The organism is Gemmatimonadales bacterium, from assembly GCA_036265815.1.
In the GTDB taxonomy this organism is placed as follows: domain Bacteria; phylum Gemmatimonadota; class Gemmatimonadetes; order Gemmatimonadales; family GWC2-71-9; genus CAVVWJ01.
Window position 1 is genome coordinate 12,417 of sequence record DATAOI010000119.1, and the last position, 17,231, is coordinate 29,647.

Sequence of the window (17,231 nt, forward strand, 5' to 3'; positions counted from 1 at the left end):
CAACGGAGGTCATCCGTGGATATCCACGAGTACCAGGCCAAGGAGCTTCTCGCCGGCTTCGGCGTGGCGATTCCGCGCGGCGGCGTGGCGTACAGCCCGGAGCAGGCGGTCTACCGGGCCTCGGAGATCGGTGGCGCGCGCTGGGCGGTGAAGGCCCAGATCCATTCCGGCGCCCGGGGCAAGGCCGGCGGCATCAAGCTCTGCTCCAACGAGGATGAGGTGCGCCAGGCGGCCAAGAGCCTCCTGGGAAAGCGGCTGGTGACCCACCAGACGGGGCCCGAAGGCCGGGTGGTCCATCGGTTGTACGTCGAGGCCGCGGTGCCGATCGAGCGGGAGATCTACCTGGGCCTGGTGCTCGACCGGAAGAGCGAGCGGATCATGGTGGTCGCCTCGGCGCAGGGCGGAATGGAGATCGAGGAGATCGCCCGGAACTCCCCGGACACCATCGTCCGCGAGGTGGTCGAGCCGGCCGTCGGCATGACCGCTTTCCAGGCCCGCGAGGTGGCCTTCGGACTGGGACTCACCCCGGCGCAGGTGAGCCGGGCCGTCACCACGCTGCTTGGCGCCTATCGCGCCTTCCGCGATCTCGACGCCACCATGGTGGAGATCAACCCGCTGGTGCTCACCACCGATGGACAGGTGCTGGCGCTCGATTGCAAGATGACCTTCGACGACAATGCGATGTTCCGCCGGCCCAACGTGAGCGAGCTGCGGGACTACGCCGAGGAGGATCCCCGCGAGGCGCAAGCGGCGGAGCACGGGCTCAACTACGTGGCGCTGGACGGGAACATCGGGTGCATCATCAACGGCGCCGGCCTCGCCATGGCCACGATGGACATGATCAAGCACGCCGGCGGCTCGCCGGCCAACTTTCTCGACGTGGGCGGCGGTGCCTCTCCCGACCGGGTGGCGGCCGCGTTCCGGCTGGTCCTCTCGGATCCCAATATCGAAGCCATGCTGGTGAACATCTTTGCCGGCATCAACCGGTGCGACTGGGTGGCGCAGGGCGTGGTGCAGGCCACCCGGGAGACCCAGCTCACCATTCCACTGGTGGTGCGGCTGGCCGGCACCAACGTCGAGGAGGGGCGCCGCATCCTCCATGACAGCGGGCTCCCCATCATCACCGCGGAGACTCTCTCGGAAGCCGCCGACCGGGTGGTCGCGGCGCTCACGACCAGGCGCACCCCCGCGGGCCCCGGCCGGGCCTCGGGCGACGTCGCCGGAGGCAACGGACAGCCATGAGCATCCTCATCGACGAGACCACCCCTGTCATCGTGCAGGGCTTCACCGGGGACAAGGCCACCTTCCACGCCCGCGAGATGATCGCATACGGCACCAAGGTGGTGGGCGGGGTGACGCCCGGCAAAGGCGGGACCCGGCACCTCGATCGTCCGGTGTTCAACACGGTGAAGGAGGCGGTGCGGGAGACCGGCGCCACCGCCAGCATCGTGTTCGTGCCGGCCGCCTTCTGCGGCGACTCGATCATGGAGGCGGCCAACGCGGGCATCCGCTTCATCGTCACCATCACCGACGGGATTCCGGCGCAGGACATGATGATGGTCAAGCGCTACCTCTGGCGCTTCCCCAAGGAGCGGCGCACCACCCTGATCGGCCCCAACTGCGCCGGCGTCATCAGCGCCGGCAAGGCGATGCTCGGCATCATGCCCGGGCACATCTACTCGCGGGGAAGCGTCGGCCTGGTGACCCGGTCGGGCACGCTGGGGTACGAGGCGGCCTCACAGATGAACGATCTCGGTATCGGGCAGAGCACCAGCGTGGGGATCGGCGGCGACCCGATCAACGGCAGCTCCTTCGTCGACATGCTCAAGCTGTTCGAGCAGGATCCGGAGACCGACGCGGTGGTGATGATCGGCGAGATCGGCGGTCCCCAGGAGGCCGAGGCCGCGCTGTTCGTGAAGGAGAACATGACCAAGCCCGTCATCGGCTACGTCGCGGGCCTGACCGCGCCCAAGGGCCGCCGCATGGGGCACGCCGGGGCCATCATCTCCGCTTTCGGCGACACCGCCGCGGAGAAGGCCGAGATCATGCGCTCCGCCGGTCTCACCGTAGCCCCCAGCCCGGCCGAGCTGGGCGCCACGGTGGCGGCGGCGCTGGCCAAGAAGCCGTCGCGGCGCAGGGTCGTCGCGCAGTGACTGCCCGGCCCACCGTGGTCGTCACCCGGCGGCTTCCCGGGCCGGTGGAGGAAGAGCTGGCGCGCGACTTCGACGCGCGGCTCAACACGGAGGACACGCCGCTCGGCCCGGCGGGGCTGCAGGCCGCGTTGCGGAGCGCTGACGCCCTCCTCTGCACCGTCACCGACAAGCTCTCCGCGGAGGTGCTGTCGGTCGAGCCCCGCCGGGCCAGGCTGCTCGCCAACTTCGGGGTTGGCTTCAATCACATCGACGTTGAGGCCGCCAAGGCTCGCGGGCTGGCGGTGTCCAATACCCCCGATGTGCTCACCGACGCCACCGCCGATACGGCGCTCACACTGCTGCTCATGGTGGCGCGCCGGGCCGGGGAAGGGGAGCGCCACATCCGCTCTGGGCAGTGGACCGGCTGGCGCCCCACCCACATGGTGGGCACCCAGGTCACCGGCAAAACCCTGGGTCTGGTGGGAATGGGGCGGATCGCGCGGGCCGTGGCGCAGCGGGCGCACGGCTTCGGGATGAAGGTGATCTTTCACGACCCGTATCCGCCGCCGCCCGAGGTGGCCGCCGCCCTGGGAGCCGAGCCTCGCGCGACCCTGGAGCAGGTGCTGGGCGAGGCGGACTTCGTCTCGCTCCACTGTCCCGCCACGCCCGAGACCCATCACCTGATGAACCGCGAGCGCCTCGGGCTGCTTCGGCGGGATGCCTTCCTGGTGAACACGGCGCGGGGAGATGTGGTGGACGAGGCGGCGCTGGTCGAGGCCCTTGCGGCCGGCCGCCTCGCCGGCGCCGCGCTCGACGTCTACGAGAAGGAGCCGCAGGTCACGCCCGCGCTCCTCGCCATGGAGAACGTGGTCCTGCTTCCCCACCTCGGCAGCGCTACCCGGGAGACCCGTGTGGCCATGGGCCGCCGCGCCGTCGAGAACCTTCGCCTCTTCTTCAACGGATCGCCCCTCCGCGATCGCGTCGTGTGACCCACACGGCCATCGAGCCGTTCACCGCCACGGACCTGCCGGAATCGCCGGACCCCGTCGCGGCCAGCGCGGCGCATTACGCCAACGAAGTCGTCGACCTGCTCTCCGGGCTGTTGCTGAGCCTGGTGCGCCAGCGGGCGCCCGATGTCGAGCCGGTGCTCCGGGGGGAGCGCCCCCCGGCCGAGCTGAGTCCCGAGCTGCTGGCCCGCACCCTCCAGGTGCAGGGGATCTGGTTCCAGCTGCTCAATATCGCGGAGCAGAACGCGGCCATGCGCCGCCGCCGGCAGATCGAGGCGGAGCGGGGATACGAGCAGGTCCGAGGCACCTTCGCCCAGATCATCGCCGAAGCGGCGGTCTCCCGGGTGCCCGCCGATGCCCTGCGCACCTTGCTCGAGCGACTGCGGGTCCGGCCCGTTCTCACCGCCCATCCCACCGAAGCCAAGCGGGTCACCGTCCTGGAGAAGCATCGGCGGATTTATCGCCGACTGGTGGACCTCGAGTCACCCCGCTGGACGCCGCGTGAGCGCCAGTCGCTGATCGATGGGCTCCGGAATGAGATCGAGCTCCTCTGGCTGACCGGTGAGCTCCGCCTCTCCAAGCCGACGGTGCCCCAGGAGGTGTTCTGGGGACTGCACTTCTTCAACGAGACCCTGTTCGAAGCGGTGCGAGAGCTGCTGGAGAAGACGGAGCGGGTGCTGGCCCAGTATTACCCGGGCGAGCAATTCGTGGTGCCGCCATTCTTCCAGTTCGGCAGTTGGATCGGCGGCGACCGGGACGGCAATCCCTTCGTCACCAACGAGGTCACTCACAGCACGCTGCTGGAGAACCGGCTCACCAGTCTGCGCCGCTACCGGCAGCGGGTGGAGGAGCTGGTCCGGGCGCTCAGCATCACCGAGCGCGCCGCCCCCCCGTCGGATCGGTTCCGGACCGCCCTGGAGCGGGAGCTCGAGGTCACCGGCGAGGCCGAGACGATCGCCGCGCGGAACCCGGGCGAGCTGCTCCGCCAGTATCTCGTCTGCATGGTGCGCCGGCTGGCGGTGATGATCGCCGCCACCGAGCGGGGCGATACCCGGGTCGATCCCGCCGGATACGCCTCGGCCGATGCGTTGATCGCGGATCTCACCTTGATCGAGGACGAGCTGACCAGCGGCAGCCGCCCCGAGCTCGCCAGCGCGATCGTTCGGCCGGTGCGGCGGGAGGTGGAGTCGTTCCGCTTCAGCACGGTCCGGCTCGACGTCCGGGAGAACACCACCAAGCTCAATGCGGCGCTGCAGGACCTCTGGCGCGCCATGACCGGATCGGCAGGCGACCCGCCCGACGACGCCTGGCGTGGATGGGTCGCGGGCGAGCTGACGCGGCCGCTGGTGCCGGGGGAACCGTCGTGCGCGCTTTCCTCGGAGTCGGAGGAGACGCTGGGGATGTTCTCTCTGGTGCGGCGGCTTCGCGAGGAGATCGATCGGGAGGCGTTCGGCGCCTTCGTGCTCAGCATGACCCGAAGCGTGAGCGACGTGCTGGGAGCGTATCTCCTGGCCAAGCACGCCGGGCTCTTCGCCGACACGGCGGGCGTCGAGAGCTGCACCCTACCCATCGTGCCACTGTTCGAGACCATCGACGACCTGCAGCGGGCCCCGGCGATCATGCGCGAACTCCTCGGCGTGCCCCTCGTGCGCCGCAGCGTGCGGGCCCAGGGCGGCGTGCAGGAGGTGATGATCGGCTACTCTGACTCCAACAAGGACGGGGGTTTTCTCACCTCGAACTGGGAGCTGTACAAGGCCCAGATCAAGCTGACCCGGCTGGGGAAAGAGATCGGGGTGCCGATCGCCTTCTTTCATGGCCGCGGCGGCTCGGTCAGCCGGGGTGGGGCGCCCACCGGGCGGGCGATCGCGGCGCAGCCGGCCGGCTCGATCCAGGGCCGCATGCGGATCACCGAGCAGGGCGAGGTGGTCTCGTTCAAGTATGCCAACCGGGGTACGGCCCAGTACCAGATCGAGCTGCTCGCCGCCAGCGTGTTCGAGCATACCCTCAAGTCGGAGCGGGAGCAGGCCCTGGCACCCACGGCCGAGTTCGATGAGGCGATGGAGGCGCTGTCCGGCGCCGCGCAGGCGGCCTACCGGCAGCTCATCGATCATCCCGACCTGCTGGCCTACTACCAGGCCGCGAGCCCGCTGGAAGAGATCTCACTGCTCAACCTCGGTTCCCGGCCGGCCCGGCGCTTCGGGGCGCGATCGCTCAGCGATCTCAGGGCCATTCCCTGGGTCTTCGCCTGGTCGCAGAACCGGCACTTCGTGCCCGGCTGGTTCGGGGTGGGCACCGGCCTGCTCACATTTCTTCAGGTGAGGGGCGAGCGGGGGGCCACGCTGGTCCGGCGGATGTTCGACGATTCCCGGCTGTTCCGCCTGATCGTGGACGAAGTGGAGAAAACCCTCTCCTACGTCGATCTCGGGGTCGCCCGGGAGTACGCCGAACTGGTGCCGGACGAGCGCGTGCGGGAGAGTGTGTTCGGCGTGATCGAGGAGGAGTATCATCGGACGGTGCAGGCCGTGCTGCGGATCAGCGGCGACGCCGGCCTGGCCCAGCGCTTTCCCCGGTTCCGCCGGAAGCTGGCCCGCCGGCTCCCGATGTTGAATCAGATCTCCCGCCAGCAGATCGAGCTGCTGCGCCGGTTCCGGGAATCCGGCGGCGACCGCACCCAGGAAGAGCAGCTCTCGGCGCTGCTGCTGTCGATCAACTGTATCGCGGCAGGATTCGGGGCTACTGGTTAGGCACGGCCGCGCTGGCGGATCTCCGCTTCCGCTCCGTCTCCACCCTCAGCTGCCCACAGGCTGCGTCGATGTCCAGCCCCCGGCTCCGGCGCACCGTCGCTTCGACGCCCTGGTTCCGGAGCCTGCCGGCGAACGCCCGGATGCGTTCCGGAGCGGTCGGGACGAGCTCCGGCGCACCACCCGGGTGGAGCGGCAGGATGTTCACCAGTGCGCCGAGCCGCCGGGCCAGCTTGGCGAGACGGTCGGCGTCGGCGTCGCGGTCATTCACGCCGCCGATCATGACGTACTCGAAGGTGATTCGCTTGCGGAACGCCGCCGCCGCGGCCAGTACCGCCTCGAGATCGTACTTCTTCTCGATCGGCATGATCCCACGGCGCTGGGTCGAGGTGGTGGCGTGGAGCGAGATCGCCAGCCGGAACTGCTCCGGTCGCCGGGCGAACGCCGCCAACCCCGGCAGGATTCCCACAGTGGACACGGTGATGTGGCGCGCCCCGATTTCCAGCCCGTCGGGCGCGTTCAGGACGGTGAGCGCCGTGTCGACCGCCGGCCAGTTGAGGAGCGGCTCGCCCATGCCCATGAACACGATGTTGGTGGGCGTCTCCGCCGGATCGCGCAGCACGATCTCCCGGACCTGCCCGGCGATCTCGAAGGGACTCAGGTTCCGCCGATATCCCATCTGTCCAGTCGCGCAGAAGCTGCAGCGCAACGCGCAGCCGGCCTGGGAGGAGATGCAGAGCGTGCGGCGGCTCCCCGACGGGATCAGCACCGACTCGATGGCCTCGCCATCGGCCAGGCCCCAGAGGAACTTGCGGGTGCCATCGACCGATTGCTGGACCACGTCGGCGGCCAGGCGGGGCAGGGGGAAGTCGTGCGCGAGCTCCTCCCGGAGGGCCGCCGGGAGCTCGGTGGCGTCGGCCCACGCCGCCACGGGGGCCTGCCACAGCCTCCGCGCCATCTGCTCGACCCGGTATGCCGGAAGTCCCCGGCCCCCCGCCCACGCACGCAGAATCTGCCGAGCGTCCCCGGGGGTCCGATCGAGCAGGCTGTGCGGGTGGATGGTTGGCGCGGCGGCGTCCGGCATGGTGGCGTTCGGCATTGTTCATGGAAAGATAACCGGCCCTCCTGAAACGACCTAAATGCGCTCCATTTCTCACATTGCTCCCCCTCCGGACGCCGGTTACGTTTGTCCCATGCCCCCCCAGGTCGCGCCGTGATGCTGACCGAGCTGCTCACGCCGGACCGGGTCGTGATCCCGCTCGCGGCCGCCGACAAGGGCGGAATCATCGCGGAGCTGACCCGCCGGATCGTCGCCGACGCCGGCGGAACCTTCGAGGAGGTGCTCGGCGCGGTGCTCGAGCGGGAGGCGGTGCTCAGCACGGGGATCGGCTTCGGAGTGGCCATTCCCCATGCCCGGAGCGCCGGCGTCTCTCAGCTCACCATGGTCGGCGGGGTGAGCCGCGCCCCGGTCCCCTTCGACGCCATCGATGGCGAGCCGGTCCGGCTCTTCTTCCTCATCGTCGGTCCGGAGGCCTCGGCGGGACTGCACGTGAGACTGCTGAGCCGCATCGCCCGGCTGGTCCGCCGGGAGGAAGTACGACGGCACTTAATCGAGGCGCGCACACCTGATGAGTTCCACCGCATCCTCCTCGACGCCGAAGCGCGCTGACTCGCCGGCCCGGCCGAGCGCCACCGCGCTTCGCACCCACCGCTGCGGGGAGCTGACGCGCGCCCAGGTGGGGCATCGGGTGAGGCTGGGCGGCTGGGTGCATCGCCGACGGGACCTGGGCGGATTGGTCTTCATCGATCTGCGCGACCGGGCCGGGCTGGTGCAGCTCAACTGCAATCCCGACTGGACTCCACGGCCGATGATGGAGCTCGCCGCCGGCCTTGGCGCGGAGACCGTGGTGCTGGTCTCCGGCACCGTGCAGCTCCGCCCGGAATCGGCCCGGGACGCCGAGCTCGGCTCCCGTGAGGTCGAGCTTCACGTGGAGCAGCTCGAGGTGGTCGGGCCGGCGGAAACGCCGGTCATTCCGGTGGCACGGAAGGAGAAGGAGGACCTGCCAGCGGAGGAGCTCCGCCTCAAGTATCGCGTGCTGGACCTCCGGCGGCCCGAGCTGCAGCGCAACCTGCAGCTCCGTCACCGCCTGCTGCAGCGGGCCAGGCGGAGCCTCACCGAGCTGGAGTTTCTGGAGATCGAGACTCCGATCCTCACCAAGCCCACGCCCGAGGGGGCCCGCGACTACCTGGTCCCCAGCCGGGTGCACCCGGGGGAGTTCTACTCCCTGCCGCAGTCGCCCCAGATCTACAAGCAGTTGCTCATGGTGGCGGGGTTCGACCGGTACTTTCAGATCGCGCGCTGCTTCCGGGACGAGGACCTGCGGGCCGACCGCCAGCCGGAGTTCACCCAGATCGACCTCGAGGCCTCCTTCATCTCGAGCGAGGACATTCAGGACGTGGTCGAGCGGGTCCTGGTCGACCTGTGGGACGAGGCCGGCGTCCGGGTGCCGCGTCCCTTTCCGCGTCTGGGATACCGGGACGCGCTGGAGCGGTTCGGCAGCGACAAGCCGGACCTCCGCTTCGGGTTCGAGATCCGGGACCTGACGCCGCTGGTCGGTCCCGACGCCGCCCCCTTCGTGGCCGGTGCGTTGACGGCTGGCGGACGGCTCCGCGGCATCGTTGTCGCCGGCGGCGCCTCGTACAGCCGGAAGGAGATCGACGGGCTCGCCCAGGCCGCCAAAGAGGCCAAGGCTGGCGGGCTCATCTGGGCCCGCCGCGCCGCTGATGCCTGGGAGGGTCAGGGGGTCAAAGCCGTGGGACAGGAGCTGCTCAGCACGCTGGGAGGCGCCGATGGCGATCTCCTGCTTGCCGTCGCCGGCCCGGACGCCGTCACCTCGTCCGCGCTCAGCGCGGTGCGCGGCGAGCTGAGCCGACGCTCCGAGGTCAGGCCCAGCACCGCGCACGCGTTCTGCTGGATCGTGGATTTTCCGCTGTTCGAGGTGAACCCCGAGACCGGCCGGCACGAGCCGGCCCACCATCCGTTCACCGCGCCTCACCCGGCCGATCTCGACCGGCTGGAGCGCGAGCCAGGAAGCTGTCGCGCGCTGCACTATGATGCAGTCTACAACGGCAACGAGCTGGGGAGCGGCTCCATCCGGATCACCGATCCCGCGGTCCAGCGTCTCATCTTCAAGCTGCTGGGCATTTCCGAGCCGGAGATCCGCCGGCGCTTCGGCTTTCTGCTGGACGGGCTCGCCGCCGGCGCTCCGCCCCATGGCGGGTTCGCGCTCGGATTCGATCGGATCGCGATGCTACTCTGTGGGGCCAGCTCGCTCCGGGATGTGATTGCCTTTCCCAAGACCACGGCGGCCCGGGCCCTGTTCGAGGGCGCGCCGACCCGGGTGGATCCTGCCGAGCTGCGGGCGTTGCACCTGGAGGTCGCCGAGGAGTGAGGGGCGGACTCCGCCCCACTCGAAAGCGCTATGGCTGACGACACGCAAGCACGCATCTCCGCCGAAGGGGCGGACCCCCTGCTCTTCGCCGGGGTGAACGACGGCAACCTGCTGGAGCTCCAGCGGACGCTCGGCGTGCGGGTCTCCTTCCGGGGGGAGTCGGTCACGCTGTCTGGTCCGACGGAGCAGGTCGAGCGCGCCACCCCGGTGGTCCAGGGCCTGCTGGACCTCGCGCGCATGGGTGAGCCGGTCACGCCGGACGATGTCTTCCGTCTGGCCGCCGAGGGTCCGGCCACGGAGCTGCCGGCCCAGACCAGCGACGGCAAGATCGTGCTGCCGGGACTTCGCCGCGCCATCGTCCCCAAGACCCAGGGCCAGCGGGACTACCTCCAGGCGATCAGCACCCACGACATCGTCGTCAGCATCGGGCCGGCCGGCACCGGGAAGACCTATCTCGCCGTCGCCAAGGCGGTGGAGGCGCTGGCCCGAAAGCTGGTCAAGCGGATCATCCTGGCGCGGCCCGCGGTCGAGGCCGGCGAGTCGCTCGGGTTCCTGCCGGGTGATATCCAGGCGAAGGTCGATCCCTACCTGCGCCCGCTGTACGACGCGCTGGAGGACATGATGCCGCATGACCGGGTGCAACGCGCGCTGGAGACCCGGACGATCGAGATCGCGCCGCTGGCGTACATGCGCGGGCGGACCCTGGCCGATGCATTCATCATTCTGGACGAGGCGCAGAACGCCACCGGGGCCCAGATGAAGATGTTCCTCACCCGCCTCGGGGTGAACAGCAGAACGGTCGTAACCGGCGACAAGACCCAGATCGACCTGCCGCGCCGGGAGGACTCCGGGCTGGTACAGGTCGAGCGGGTGCTGGCGGGCATCGAAGGAATCGCGTTCCAGTACCTGCACGAGACGGACGTGGTGCGTCACCGGCTGGTCCGCGAGATCATCCGGGCCTACGCGGAGGATCAGAACGGCTGATGCCTGACCGCGAGGTCTCCAGGATTCCTGGCGACTCGAGTCCCCGCTCGCTGCCCAGCGAGGTGACCTTTCACGCGCTCCGCTGGGGCCCGCTCGTGGTCACCGCGCTCCTCACCTATGTGTTGTTCCCGCCGCCGGCCGGCGTGCTCACCGGGACTCCCGTCGTCGGGAAGCTGGCCGACCGCACGGTGGTCACCCCGTTCCCCTTCCAGGTTCGGAAATCCACCGACGAGGTCGCGCGGGAGGGCGAGTCCCGCGCGCTCACCGTCCAGCCGGTCTACCGCTTCAGCCCCACCGCCTACGACTCGTCGCTCTCCTCGCTCCGGGAGTTCTTCTCCGAGCTGGAGCGGGCGGGGGCGCAGGGGCCGGAGATGCTCCGCGCGGTGGCCGCCACGCGGGTGCACCTGGGACCGGACGAGACCCGGTACCTGGCCGACGCGACCACCCGGCGCGAGCTGCAGGAGGTGGCGACCCACTTCCTGGCGGAGGCGCTCTCGCGGGGCATCGCCGACGCCGGCGTGATCCGGAGCGAGAGCAACCGCCAGGTGATGCTCCGGCGGAACGAAGAAGAGCACCTGGTCCAGCGCGACTCGATCCTCACTTTCGCCGATCTCATGGAAGAGGCTGAGGCGGCGGGGATCGTCATCAGCGATCCGGCCGGCCAACGGAGCCTCCGGCGCCTGGTGGGCGCCTTTTACCACCCCACGATCGTTCCCGATCTCCTGGTGACCAGCAGCCGTCGCGAGCAGATGCGCGCCAGCGTGAACCCGGTGAAGTATGTGGTGCGCTCCGGGGAGCGGCTGGTGGGCGTGGGCCAGCCGATCACCGAGGAGACGCGCGACAAGCTCGCCGCGTTCCACGACGAGCTGCGCCAGCGGGGCACCGACGATCTCTGGCTTCGGAGCACCGTGGGCGCGCTGCTGTACAACACGCTCACCCTGAGTGTGTTCTGGCTGCTGACCATGTTCTATCGGCGGGAGGCCTACCAGGAAGCGCGGCAGATGGTGTTCTTCGGCGCGCTCTTCTCACTGGTGGTGCTGATGACCGCCGGCATCTCGGAGCTGGCGCCGGGTCGCCCCGAGCTGCTGCCGATTCCGTTCGCCACCATTCTCGTGGCGCTGCTGTACGACGGGCGGGTAGGGGTGTTCGCGGCCGTCACCCTGGCGATGCTGCTGGACGGACAGTGGGCGCTCCGGGAGGACGCGGTCCTCTTCTTCGGGCTGATCTGTGGAGTGGCGGGCGCCATCGGCATACGGGTGGTGCGCCGCCGGCGTCACCTGTATGCCACGATCGGAGTGGTGGCCATCGCGGGTGTGCTCGCATCGATCACCATCGGCCTCATGCAGGGCTGGTCCGCGCTGGCCATTCTCGCCAGCTCAGTGCTCGGCCTGCTCATGGCTCCGGCCGGCGCCTCGCTGGCGATGATCATGATGCCGCTGGCCGAATCGATCACCCGGATCACCACGGACCTCACGCTGCTGGAGCTCTCGGACCTTGGGCGTCCGCTGCTCCGCCGCCTGGCCCTGGAGGCGCCGGGCACCTGGGCCCACAGCCTGGCCATGGCCAATCTCTGCGAATCGGCCTGCAACATCATCGGCGCCAAGGGGCTCCTGGCACGGGTGGGGTGCTACTACCACGACATCGGGAAGCTGGCGAGCCCCGGCTTCTTCGTTGAGAACCAGGGGGGCGGGCCCAATCCGCACGACACCATGAGCCCGAGCGAGTCGGCCCGGATCATCCGTCGCCATGTGCTGGACGGGATCGCGCTGGCCGAGGCCGCCCGCCTGCCGCCGATCGTGAAGGCGTTCATTCCGGAGCACCATGGTACCAGCGAGATCACCTATTTCCTGAACCAGGCGCGGCGGGGCGGTGACAACGGGACGGTTGATCCGGCGGAGTACCGCTATCCGGGCCCGCGGCCGCGCTCGGCGGAGACCGCGGTCGCCATGCTGGCCGATTCGGCGGAGGCGGCCGTCCGCGTGCTCAGTGATCCCAGCCCGGAGAAGGTCCGCGAGGCGATCGAGCAGTTGGTGCAGCAAAAGCTCGCCTCGGGGCAGCTCGACGACGCGCCGCTCACCCTGCGCGACCTCGACCGGGTGAAGCGGGAGTTCGCCCGGGTCATGTCGGGCACTTACCACAAGCGCATCGGATATCCTCGTGCCAGCGGTGGGGTCACTCCGGAACTCCAGATCGCCGAGCGGCAGTGAGATCTCGGTGAGCGGCCGTCGTCTGCCGTTGCCGGTCCGCGTGGTCCGGCGGGTGGTGCGGGGCGTGCTCGCCGGTGAGCGGCGCACGGCCTCGATCTCGGTGACCTTCCTCGGCCCCGACGCGATGCGCCGGCTCAACGCCCGGCATCGCGGCCACGATCGTCCCACCGACGTTCTCAGCTTTGCGCTCAGCGGACCTGCGGGTCTCGCCGGTGACGTCTACGTCTGCCGCCGGGTGGCGGAGCGGGAGGCGCGCGCGCGGGGGATTCCGCTTCGGGAGGAGCTGATCCGGCTGGTAGTGCACGGCACCCTGCACGCGCTCGGGCGCGACCATCCGGAGGGCGCGGGGCGCACGCGGTCGGCGATGTGGCGCCGGCAGGAGCGCTACGTGGAGTCGCTCGCATGATGGCGATGCTGCAGCTCTTCATCGCCCCGCTGCTGACGGCCGGCCTCACGCTGTGGGCGGCCTGGCTGGCGCTGGCGGCGGAGTCCGACGCGGAGCTGCCGCGGGCGCTTGGCGGCGAGCGCTCCAACGAGTCGGGCGGCGGGTCGGTCTCGCGGAAGCTGCACATCGCCCATCTCGCCCTGCTGGTGCTCGCCGGCGCGGCCGGCGGGTGTGCGGTCGCCTGGTGGGCCTGGTCCCCGGCGCAACGTCTGCTGCGGCTGGTGATGGCCATCGTGCTGGTCTGGGTGGTCGGCGATCTGCTGCCGCGGCTGCTCGCCGTCGTCGCTCCCGAGCTCACCCGTCCAGCCCGGCGGGCGGCCATCCCCACGCTGGCGCCGTTCCGGCCGTTGCTCCGGCTGGCCGCCTGGGCCGATGAGCGAGCCCGCACCCGGGCGCCCGCGGCCACCCACCAGGCCGGCAGCGCGGAGCGGGACATGCTTCTCGGCGTCTTCTCCCTGGCCGATACCACGGTGGCGGAGGTGATGACGCCGCGCATCGACATCGTCGCGGTGGATTCCTCGGCCTCCCGGGACAAGGTGATCGAGACGCTCAGAAACTCGGAGCATGCCCGGTTGCTGGTGTTCGACGACCACCCGGACGCGATCGCCGGAGTGATCTACGCCAAGGACATTCTCGCGTCCGCCGGGGAGGACGCCACGCCGTGGCACGCACTGGTCCGGCCGGCGGCGTTCGTCCCCGAGGGAAAGACGCTCGACCGACAGCTCCGGGACTTTCAACGCGGGCCCAGCCACCTCGCGGTCGTGGTCGATGAGTTCGGGGGCACGGCGGGCATCGTCACCCTGGAAGACATCCTGGAGCAGATCGTGGGCGAGATCCAGGACGAGCGCGACGTGGACGAGGTGGCGCCGATCCAGGTTGTGAGCGAGGACCAGTTGCGGGTCGAGGGTGGGGTCGCGCTCGCCGAGCTGGAGTCGGTGCTGGGCCACAGCTTCGACCGGGAGGACGTGAGCACGGTCGGCGGGCTGGTGCTGGCGGAGTTCGGCCGGGTGCCCAGAACGGGCGAGGTCATCGACCTGGACGGCTACCGTCTGGTGGTCGAGCAGGTCGTGCGCCGCCGGGTGCGCCGGGTGGCGGTGCACCGACCCCGGGTCGAGGCGCCGGTCGGCGGCTCCGAGCGGGCCGCCCCATGACCTGGGCCGCCGTCGCGATCGGGCTCATGGTCGCCGCGTTCGGGGCCACGGCGGGCGCCGCGTTGCTCTCGGTCAGCCGCGCCGAGCTGACCCGCGCCGTCGCGCGCCGGCTCCGAGGCGCTGCGCCCTCGCTCGAGTGGCTGGCCCAGATCGACAGCTACCTGACGGCGGCCTCCGCCACCACCTCGCTCGGCGTGCTCCTGATCGGCGCGGCCATCCCCGGTCTCCTGGCCGGCTCGGCCACCTCGCGGGGGCTGATCGTGCTTGCCCTGCTCGCCGTCCCCGTAGTGCTCCTCGCCGCCTACCTGGTGCCCCGCTGGCTCACCCAACCGCGCGCCGCGAGTGTCGCCGAGCGGGTGATCCCGGTGCTGCGGCCGTGGTCCCGCGTGCTGGGGCTGCTGCTGCCGGCGCGGGCGGCGACCCGGCCCAACGATCTGCGGAGCATCTGGCGGGAAGGCGCAGCGGTCGGCCTGCGGGCCGATGACGAGCTGGTCATGGTGGGCGGCGTGATGGCCTTCAGCGTGCGCCCGGTGCGCGAGGTCATGACGCCACGCACCGACATCGTCGCGATCGACGAGCACGCCGCGCTGGAGGACATCCGGCTGGTGTTCGCCCAGAGCGGATACAGCCGGATCCCCGTCTTCCGCGGCACGCTGGACGAGATCGTCGGCATGCTGCACGCGTTCGATCTGTTCAAGCTGCAGCCGGGTGATCCCTTGCCGGTGCGACCGGTGGCCGTCACCCCCGCCAGCCGGAGCTGCGGCGATCTTCTTCTCGACATGCAGCGGGAGCGGCGCCATCTCGCCGTGGTGCTGGACGAGTTCGGCGGGACGCTGGGGATCGCGACGCTGGAAGACCTGCTCGAAGAGCTGGTCGGCGAGATCTTCGACGAGCACGACCCCGAGGTCCGCGCCTCACCCAGCGGGGGGCCGACCCTGTTCGAGACCGACGGCAACGTGTCCCCCGAGGCGATCGAGGAGCGGTTCGGCGTGTCCCTGCCGACCGGCCGCTCGACCACCATGGGCGGCCTGCTGGTAGAGTGGGCCGGACGGATTCCCAACGCCGGCGAGCGGTTCACGGTCCGCGGGCTGGAGTTCGACGTGGTGGAGGCGTCGCCGACCCGGATCGAGCGCCTGCTGATCCGCAGCGAAGCCGCGACCACTGTGACCCTCGTGCCAAGCTCGCCGTGACCCCCTCGGGCCAGCGGGTGGAGCGGATGGTCGAGCTGGTCCGCGACGGGGACATCGCCTCGTTCGTCCGCCGCGCCCACGACTTCGAGCCGGCCGACCTGGCGGACGTCCTCGCCACGCTGGACGAGGACGAGCGGCTCCGCGTGGTTCGCGCCCTCCCGCCCGAGCTGTCGAGCCAAGCCCTCGCTGAAATGCCGGAAGACGCGCACGCCGAAGACACGCTGGCGGCGCTGAATCCGGAGCAGGCGGCGGAGATCGTCGAAGAGCTGGAGGACGACGATGCCGCCGACATCCTCGGGGAGCTGGAGCCCGAGGAGCAGGAGCGCATCCTCGCCGAAGTAGAGGACCGGAGCGACGTCGACCGGCTGCTGCGCTACGGCGAGGAGACGGCGGGCGGCCTCATGACCCTCCACACGGTCACCGTGCGGGACACGGCGACCGCGGCGGAGGCGCTGGACGAGATCCGGCGGCAGGCGGAGGAGGTGGAGGACCTCTACCAGGTCTTCGTGGTGAGCGGGGATCGCCGGCTGGTCGGCCTCCTGCCGTTCAAGGATCTGGTGATCAGCCGGCCGGAGCGCAGGGTCCACGACTTCATGGCCGACGCGGACATCTCCGTTCCGCCCGATCTGGACCAGGAGGAGGTGGCCCGGCTGATGGCCCGGTACAACCTCCCCAGCGTCGCCGTGGTGGACGAGTCCGGGCGATTGCTCGGCCAGGTGACGTTCGACGACGTGATCGACGTGGTCGAGGCGGAGACCACCGAGGACCTCCTCAAGTTCGGCGGCGTGTCGCCGGACGAGAAGCTCGCCGCCGGCTGGAAGGAGGCCGTCGGCAGCCGCCTGCCCTGGCTCTACCTCAACCTGCTCACCGCGTTCCTGGCGGGCGCGGTGGTCTATGTCTTCCAGAGCACGGTGCAGCGCACCGTCGCCCTCGCCGTGTGGATGCCGGTCATCGCCGGCATGGGCGGCAACGCGGGCACCCAGGCACTCGCCGTGACGGTGCGCCGGCTCGCGCTCGGGCTGATTCCGAGCGACCGTCTCGCGCACGTCGTGGGTAAGGAGGTATTGGTCGGCATCACCAACGGGCTGGCGATCGGGTGCATGGTCGGCCTGGTGGCCGGCCTGCTGGGCGAAGGCGTTCGGCTCGGACTGGTGGTCTTCCTCGCGATGACCGGCAACCTGCTCGTTGCCGGGTTCGCCGGCGCTTTCATTCCGGTACTGCTGGAGCGATACAATGTGGATCCCGCCGTCGCGTCCTCCATCTTCGTGACCACCTTCACCGACGTCTGCGGCTTCCTGCTCCTGCTGGGGCTCGCGGGCCGGCTGCTGCTCTGAGGGACCAGCTCCCGAAAAGGAAGGCGCCCCTCCTTGCGAAGGGGCGTCTGGGGGTGGGGTGGAACGAGGTCGAAGCGCCGAACTACGTGGTCTTGAGCTTCGCGAGCGTCGAGTCACTCAGCCGGCCGGTGACCCGGAGCTTGTTCTGCTTCTGGTATTCCTTCAAGGCCTTGCGGGTATCGGCATTGAACACGCCGGTCGCCTGGCCCTTGTACAGGCCCGCTTTGATGAGACCCTCCTGCGCCTCCTTGATCTGGTCCTTGGTCCACGCCGCGTGATGAGTCGCGGCCGTCTTGCTGGCGGCCTTGGCGCCCGTATCCTGCTTCGCGGCCGGCGGGGTCTGCGTGTGCTGCATTGACGGGGTCGCGGTCGGCTTGGTCGGCGCAGCGGTCTGGGCCGCCAGCGCTCCCGCCGACAGGGTACCCGCCACGATGGCTGAGACCAGGGCGAACTTCCGGATCATACGCTCCTCCTTGGGGGGAACTGCGAACCCGCGGCAAGCGCGCCGCGAGTGATGTCCCAGGAGGAAGGCAATCGACATGCCATCGGCACATCGGTCTGCTGGTGGGAAAAGCGGCTCGTTCGGCT

At 70.2% G+C, this 17,231-nt stretch carries 14 protein-coding genes; 12 read left to right on the forward strand and 2 right to left on the reverse strand.

Going from position 1 to position 17,231, the window contains the following annotated elements; genetic code table 11:
• The first annotated feature begins 15 nt into the window (after positions 1–15).
• The 4 genes from VHR41_21275 to VHR41_21290 are packed head-to-tail and all read left to right on the forward strand — an operon-like array spanning position 16 to position 5,883.
• Complete coding sequence (locus VHR41_21275) at positions 16–1,242, forward strand: malate--CoA ligase subunit beta (protein HEX3236739.1); 1,227 nt, start codon at positions 16–18, stop codon at positions 1,240–1,242.
• A complete protein-coding gene (gene sucD / locus VHR41_21280) occupies positions 1,239–2,153 on the forward strand; it encodes a succinate--CoA ligase subunit alpha (protein ID HEX3236740.1) in 915 nt (304 codons plus the stop codon). Before VHR41_21275 ends, sucD begins: the two co-directional genes overlap by 4 nt.
• On the forward strand, positions 2,150–3,121 hold the full coding sequence (locus tag VHR41_21285; GenBank protein HEX3236741.1) for a D-glycerate dehydrogenase: 972 nt from the start codon (positions 2,150–2,152) through the stop codon (positions 3,119–3,121). The genes sucD and VHR41_21285 overlap by 4 nt, the downstream gene beginning before the upstream one ends.
• Entirely contained in the window at positions 3,118–5,883 is a 2,766-nt protein-coding gene (locus VHR41_21290) for a phosphoenolpyruvate carboxylase (protein HEX3236742.1), read from the forward strand. Before VHR41_21285 ends, VHR41_21290 begins: the two co-directional genes overlap by 4 nt.
• Here VHR41_21290 and rlmN read toward each other — a convergent pair.
• Positions 5,873–6,964, reverse strand: coding sequence for a 23S rRNA (adenine(2503)-C(2))-methyltransferase RlmN (gene rlmN, locus VHR41_21295; protein HEX3236743.1), 1,092 nt, complete (start codon positions 6,962–6,964; stop codon positions 5,873–5,875). The two genes, VHR41_21290 and rlmN, sit on opposite strands and share 11 nt — an antisense overlap.
• A gap of 132 nt (positions 6,965–7,096) precedes the next feature.
• Here rlmN and VHR41_21300 point away from each other — a divergent pair, with 132 nt between their 5' ends.
• Genes VHR41_21300 through mgtE form a run of 8 tightly spaced genes read left to right on the forward strand, consistent with a single transcriptional unit; the run spans position 7,097 to position 16,643 of the window.
• Complete coding sequence (locus VHR41_21300; GenBank protein ID HEX3236744.1) at positions 7,097–7,549, forward strand: PTS sugar transporter subunit IIA; 453 nt, start codon at positions 7,097–7,099, stop codon at positions 7,547–7,549.
• The gene (gene aspS, locus VHR41_21305; GenBank protein HEX3236745.1) at positions 7,509–9,332 is read left to right on the forward strand and encodes an aspartate--tRNA ligase; all 1,824 of its coding nucleotides are present in this window, start codon (positions 7,509–7,511) and stop codon (positions 9,330–9,332) included. Before VHR41_21300 ends, aspS begins: the two co-directional genes overlap by 41 nt.
• A gap of 30 nt (positions 9,333–9,362) precedes the next feature.
• Complete coding sequence (locus VHR41_21310; protein ID HEX3236746.1) at positions 9,363–10,316, forward strand: PhoH family protein; 954 nt, start codon at positions 9,363–9,365, stop codon at positions 10,314–10,316.
• A complete protein-coding gene (locus VHR41_21315) occupies positions 10,316–12,523 on the forward strand; it encodes an HDIG domain-containing protein (protein HEX3236747.1) in 2,208 nt (735 codons plus the stop codon). The genes VHR41_21310 and VHR41_21315 overlap by 1 nt, the downstream gene beginning before the upstream one ends.
• Positions 12,524–12,530: 7 nt before the next feature.
• Entirely contained in the window at positions 12,531–12,929 is a 399-nt protein-coding gene (gene ybeY / locus VHR41_21320) for an rRNA maturation RNase YbeY (protein ID HEX3236748.1), read from the forward strand.
• Positions 12,926–14,119, forward strand: a complete 1,194-nt coding sequence (locus VHR41_21325) for a hemolysin family protein (GenBank protein ID HEX3236749.1) — start codon at positions 12,926–12,928, stop codon at positions 14,117–14,119. The genes ybeY and VHR41_21325 overlap by 4 nt, the downstream gene beginning before the upstream one ends.
• Positions 14,116–15,309: a hemolysin family protein gene (locus VHR41_21330; GenBank protein HEX3236750.1), complete on the forward strand. Its 1,194-nt coding sequence runs from the start codon at positions 14,116–14,118 to the stop codon at positions 15,307–15,309. Before VHR41_21325 ends, VHR41_21330 begins: the two co-directional genes overlap by 4 nt.
• On the forward strand, positions 15,306–16,643 hold the full coding sequence (gene mgtE, locus VHR41_21335; GenBank protein HEX3236751.1) for a magnesium transporter: 1,338 nt from the start codon (positions 15,306–15,308) through the stop codon (positions 16,641–16,643). Before VHR41_21330 ends, mgtE begins: the two co-directional genes overlap by 4 nt.
• Before the next feature lie 82 nt (positions 16,644–16,725).
• Here mgtE and VHR41_21340 read toward each other — a convergent pair whose 3' ends face one another.
• Positions 16,726–17,106, reverse strand: coding sequence for a peptidoglycan-binding domain-containing protein (locus tag VHR41_21340; protein HEX3236752.1), 381 nt, complete (start codon positions 17,104–17,106; stop codon positions 16,726–16,728).
• Between the last annotated feature and the right edge of the window lie 125 nt (positions 17,107–17,231).

Bases quoted from the DNA above. Each gene is read 5' to 3' on its own strand.
- sucD (HEX3236740.1), top strand. From the start codon at position 1,239: ATGAGCATCCTCATCGACGAGACCACCCCTGTCATCGTGCAGGGCTTC.
- rlmN (HEX3236743.1), bottom strand. From the start codon at position 6,964: ATGCCGGACGCCGCCGCGCCAACCATCCACCCGCACAGCCTGCTCGAT.
- VHR41_21300 (HEX3236744.1), top strand. From the start codon at position 7,097: ATGCTGACCGAGCTGCTCACGCCGGACCGGGTCGTGATCCCGCTCGCG.
- aspS (HEX3236745.1), top strand. From the start codon at position 7,509: ATGAGTTCCACCGCATCCTCCTCGACGCCGAAGCGCGCTGACTCGCCG.
- VHR41_21310 (HEX3236746.1), top strand. From the start codon at position 9,363: ATGGCTGACGACACGCAAGCACGCATCTCCGCCGAAGGGGCGGACCCC.
- VHR41_21315 (HEX3236747.1), top strand. From the start codon at position 10,316: ATGCCTGACCGCGAGGTCTCCAGGATTCCTGGCGACTCGAGTCCCCGC.
- VHR41_21325 (HEX3236749.1), top strand. From the start codon at position 12,926: ATGATGGCGATGCTGCAGCTCTTCATCGCCCCGCTGCTGACGGCCGGC.
- VHR41_21330 (HEX3236750.1), top strand. From the start codon at position 14,116: ATGACCTGGGCCGCCGTCGCGATCGGGCTCATGGTCGCCGCGTTCGGG.
- VHR41_21340 (HEX3236752.1), bottom strand. From the start codon at position 17,106: ATGATCCGGAAGTTCGCCCTGGTCTCAGCCATCGTGGCGGGTACCCTG.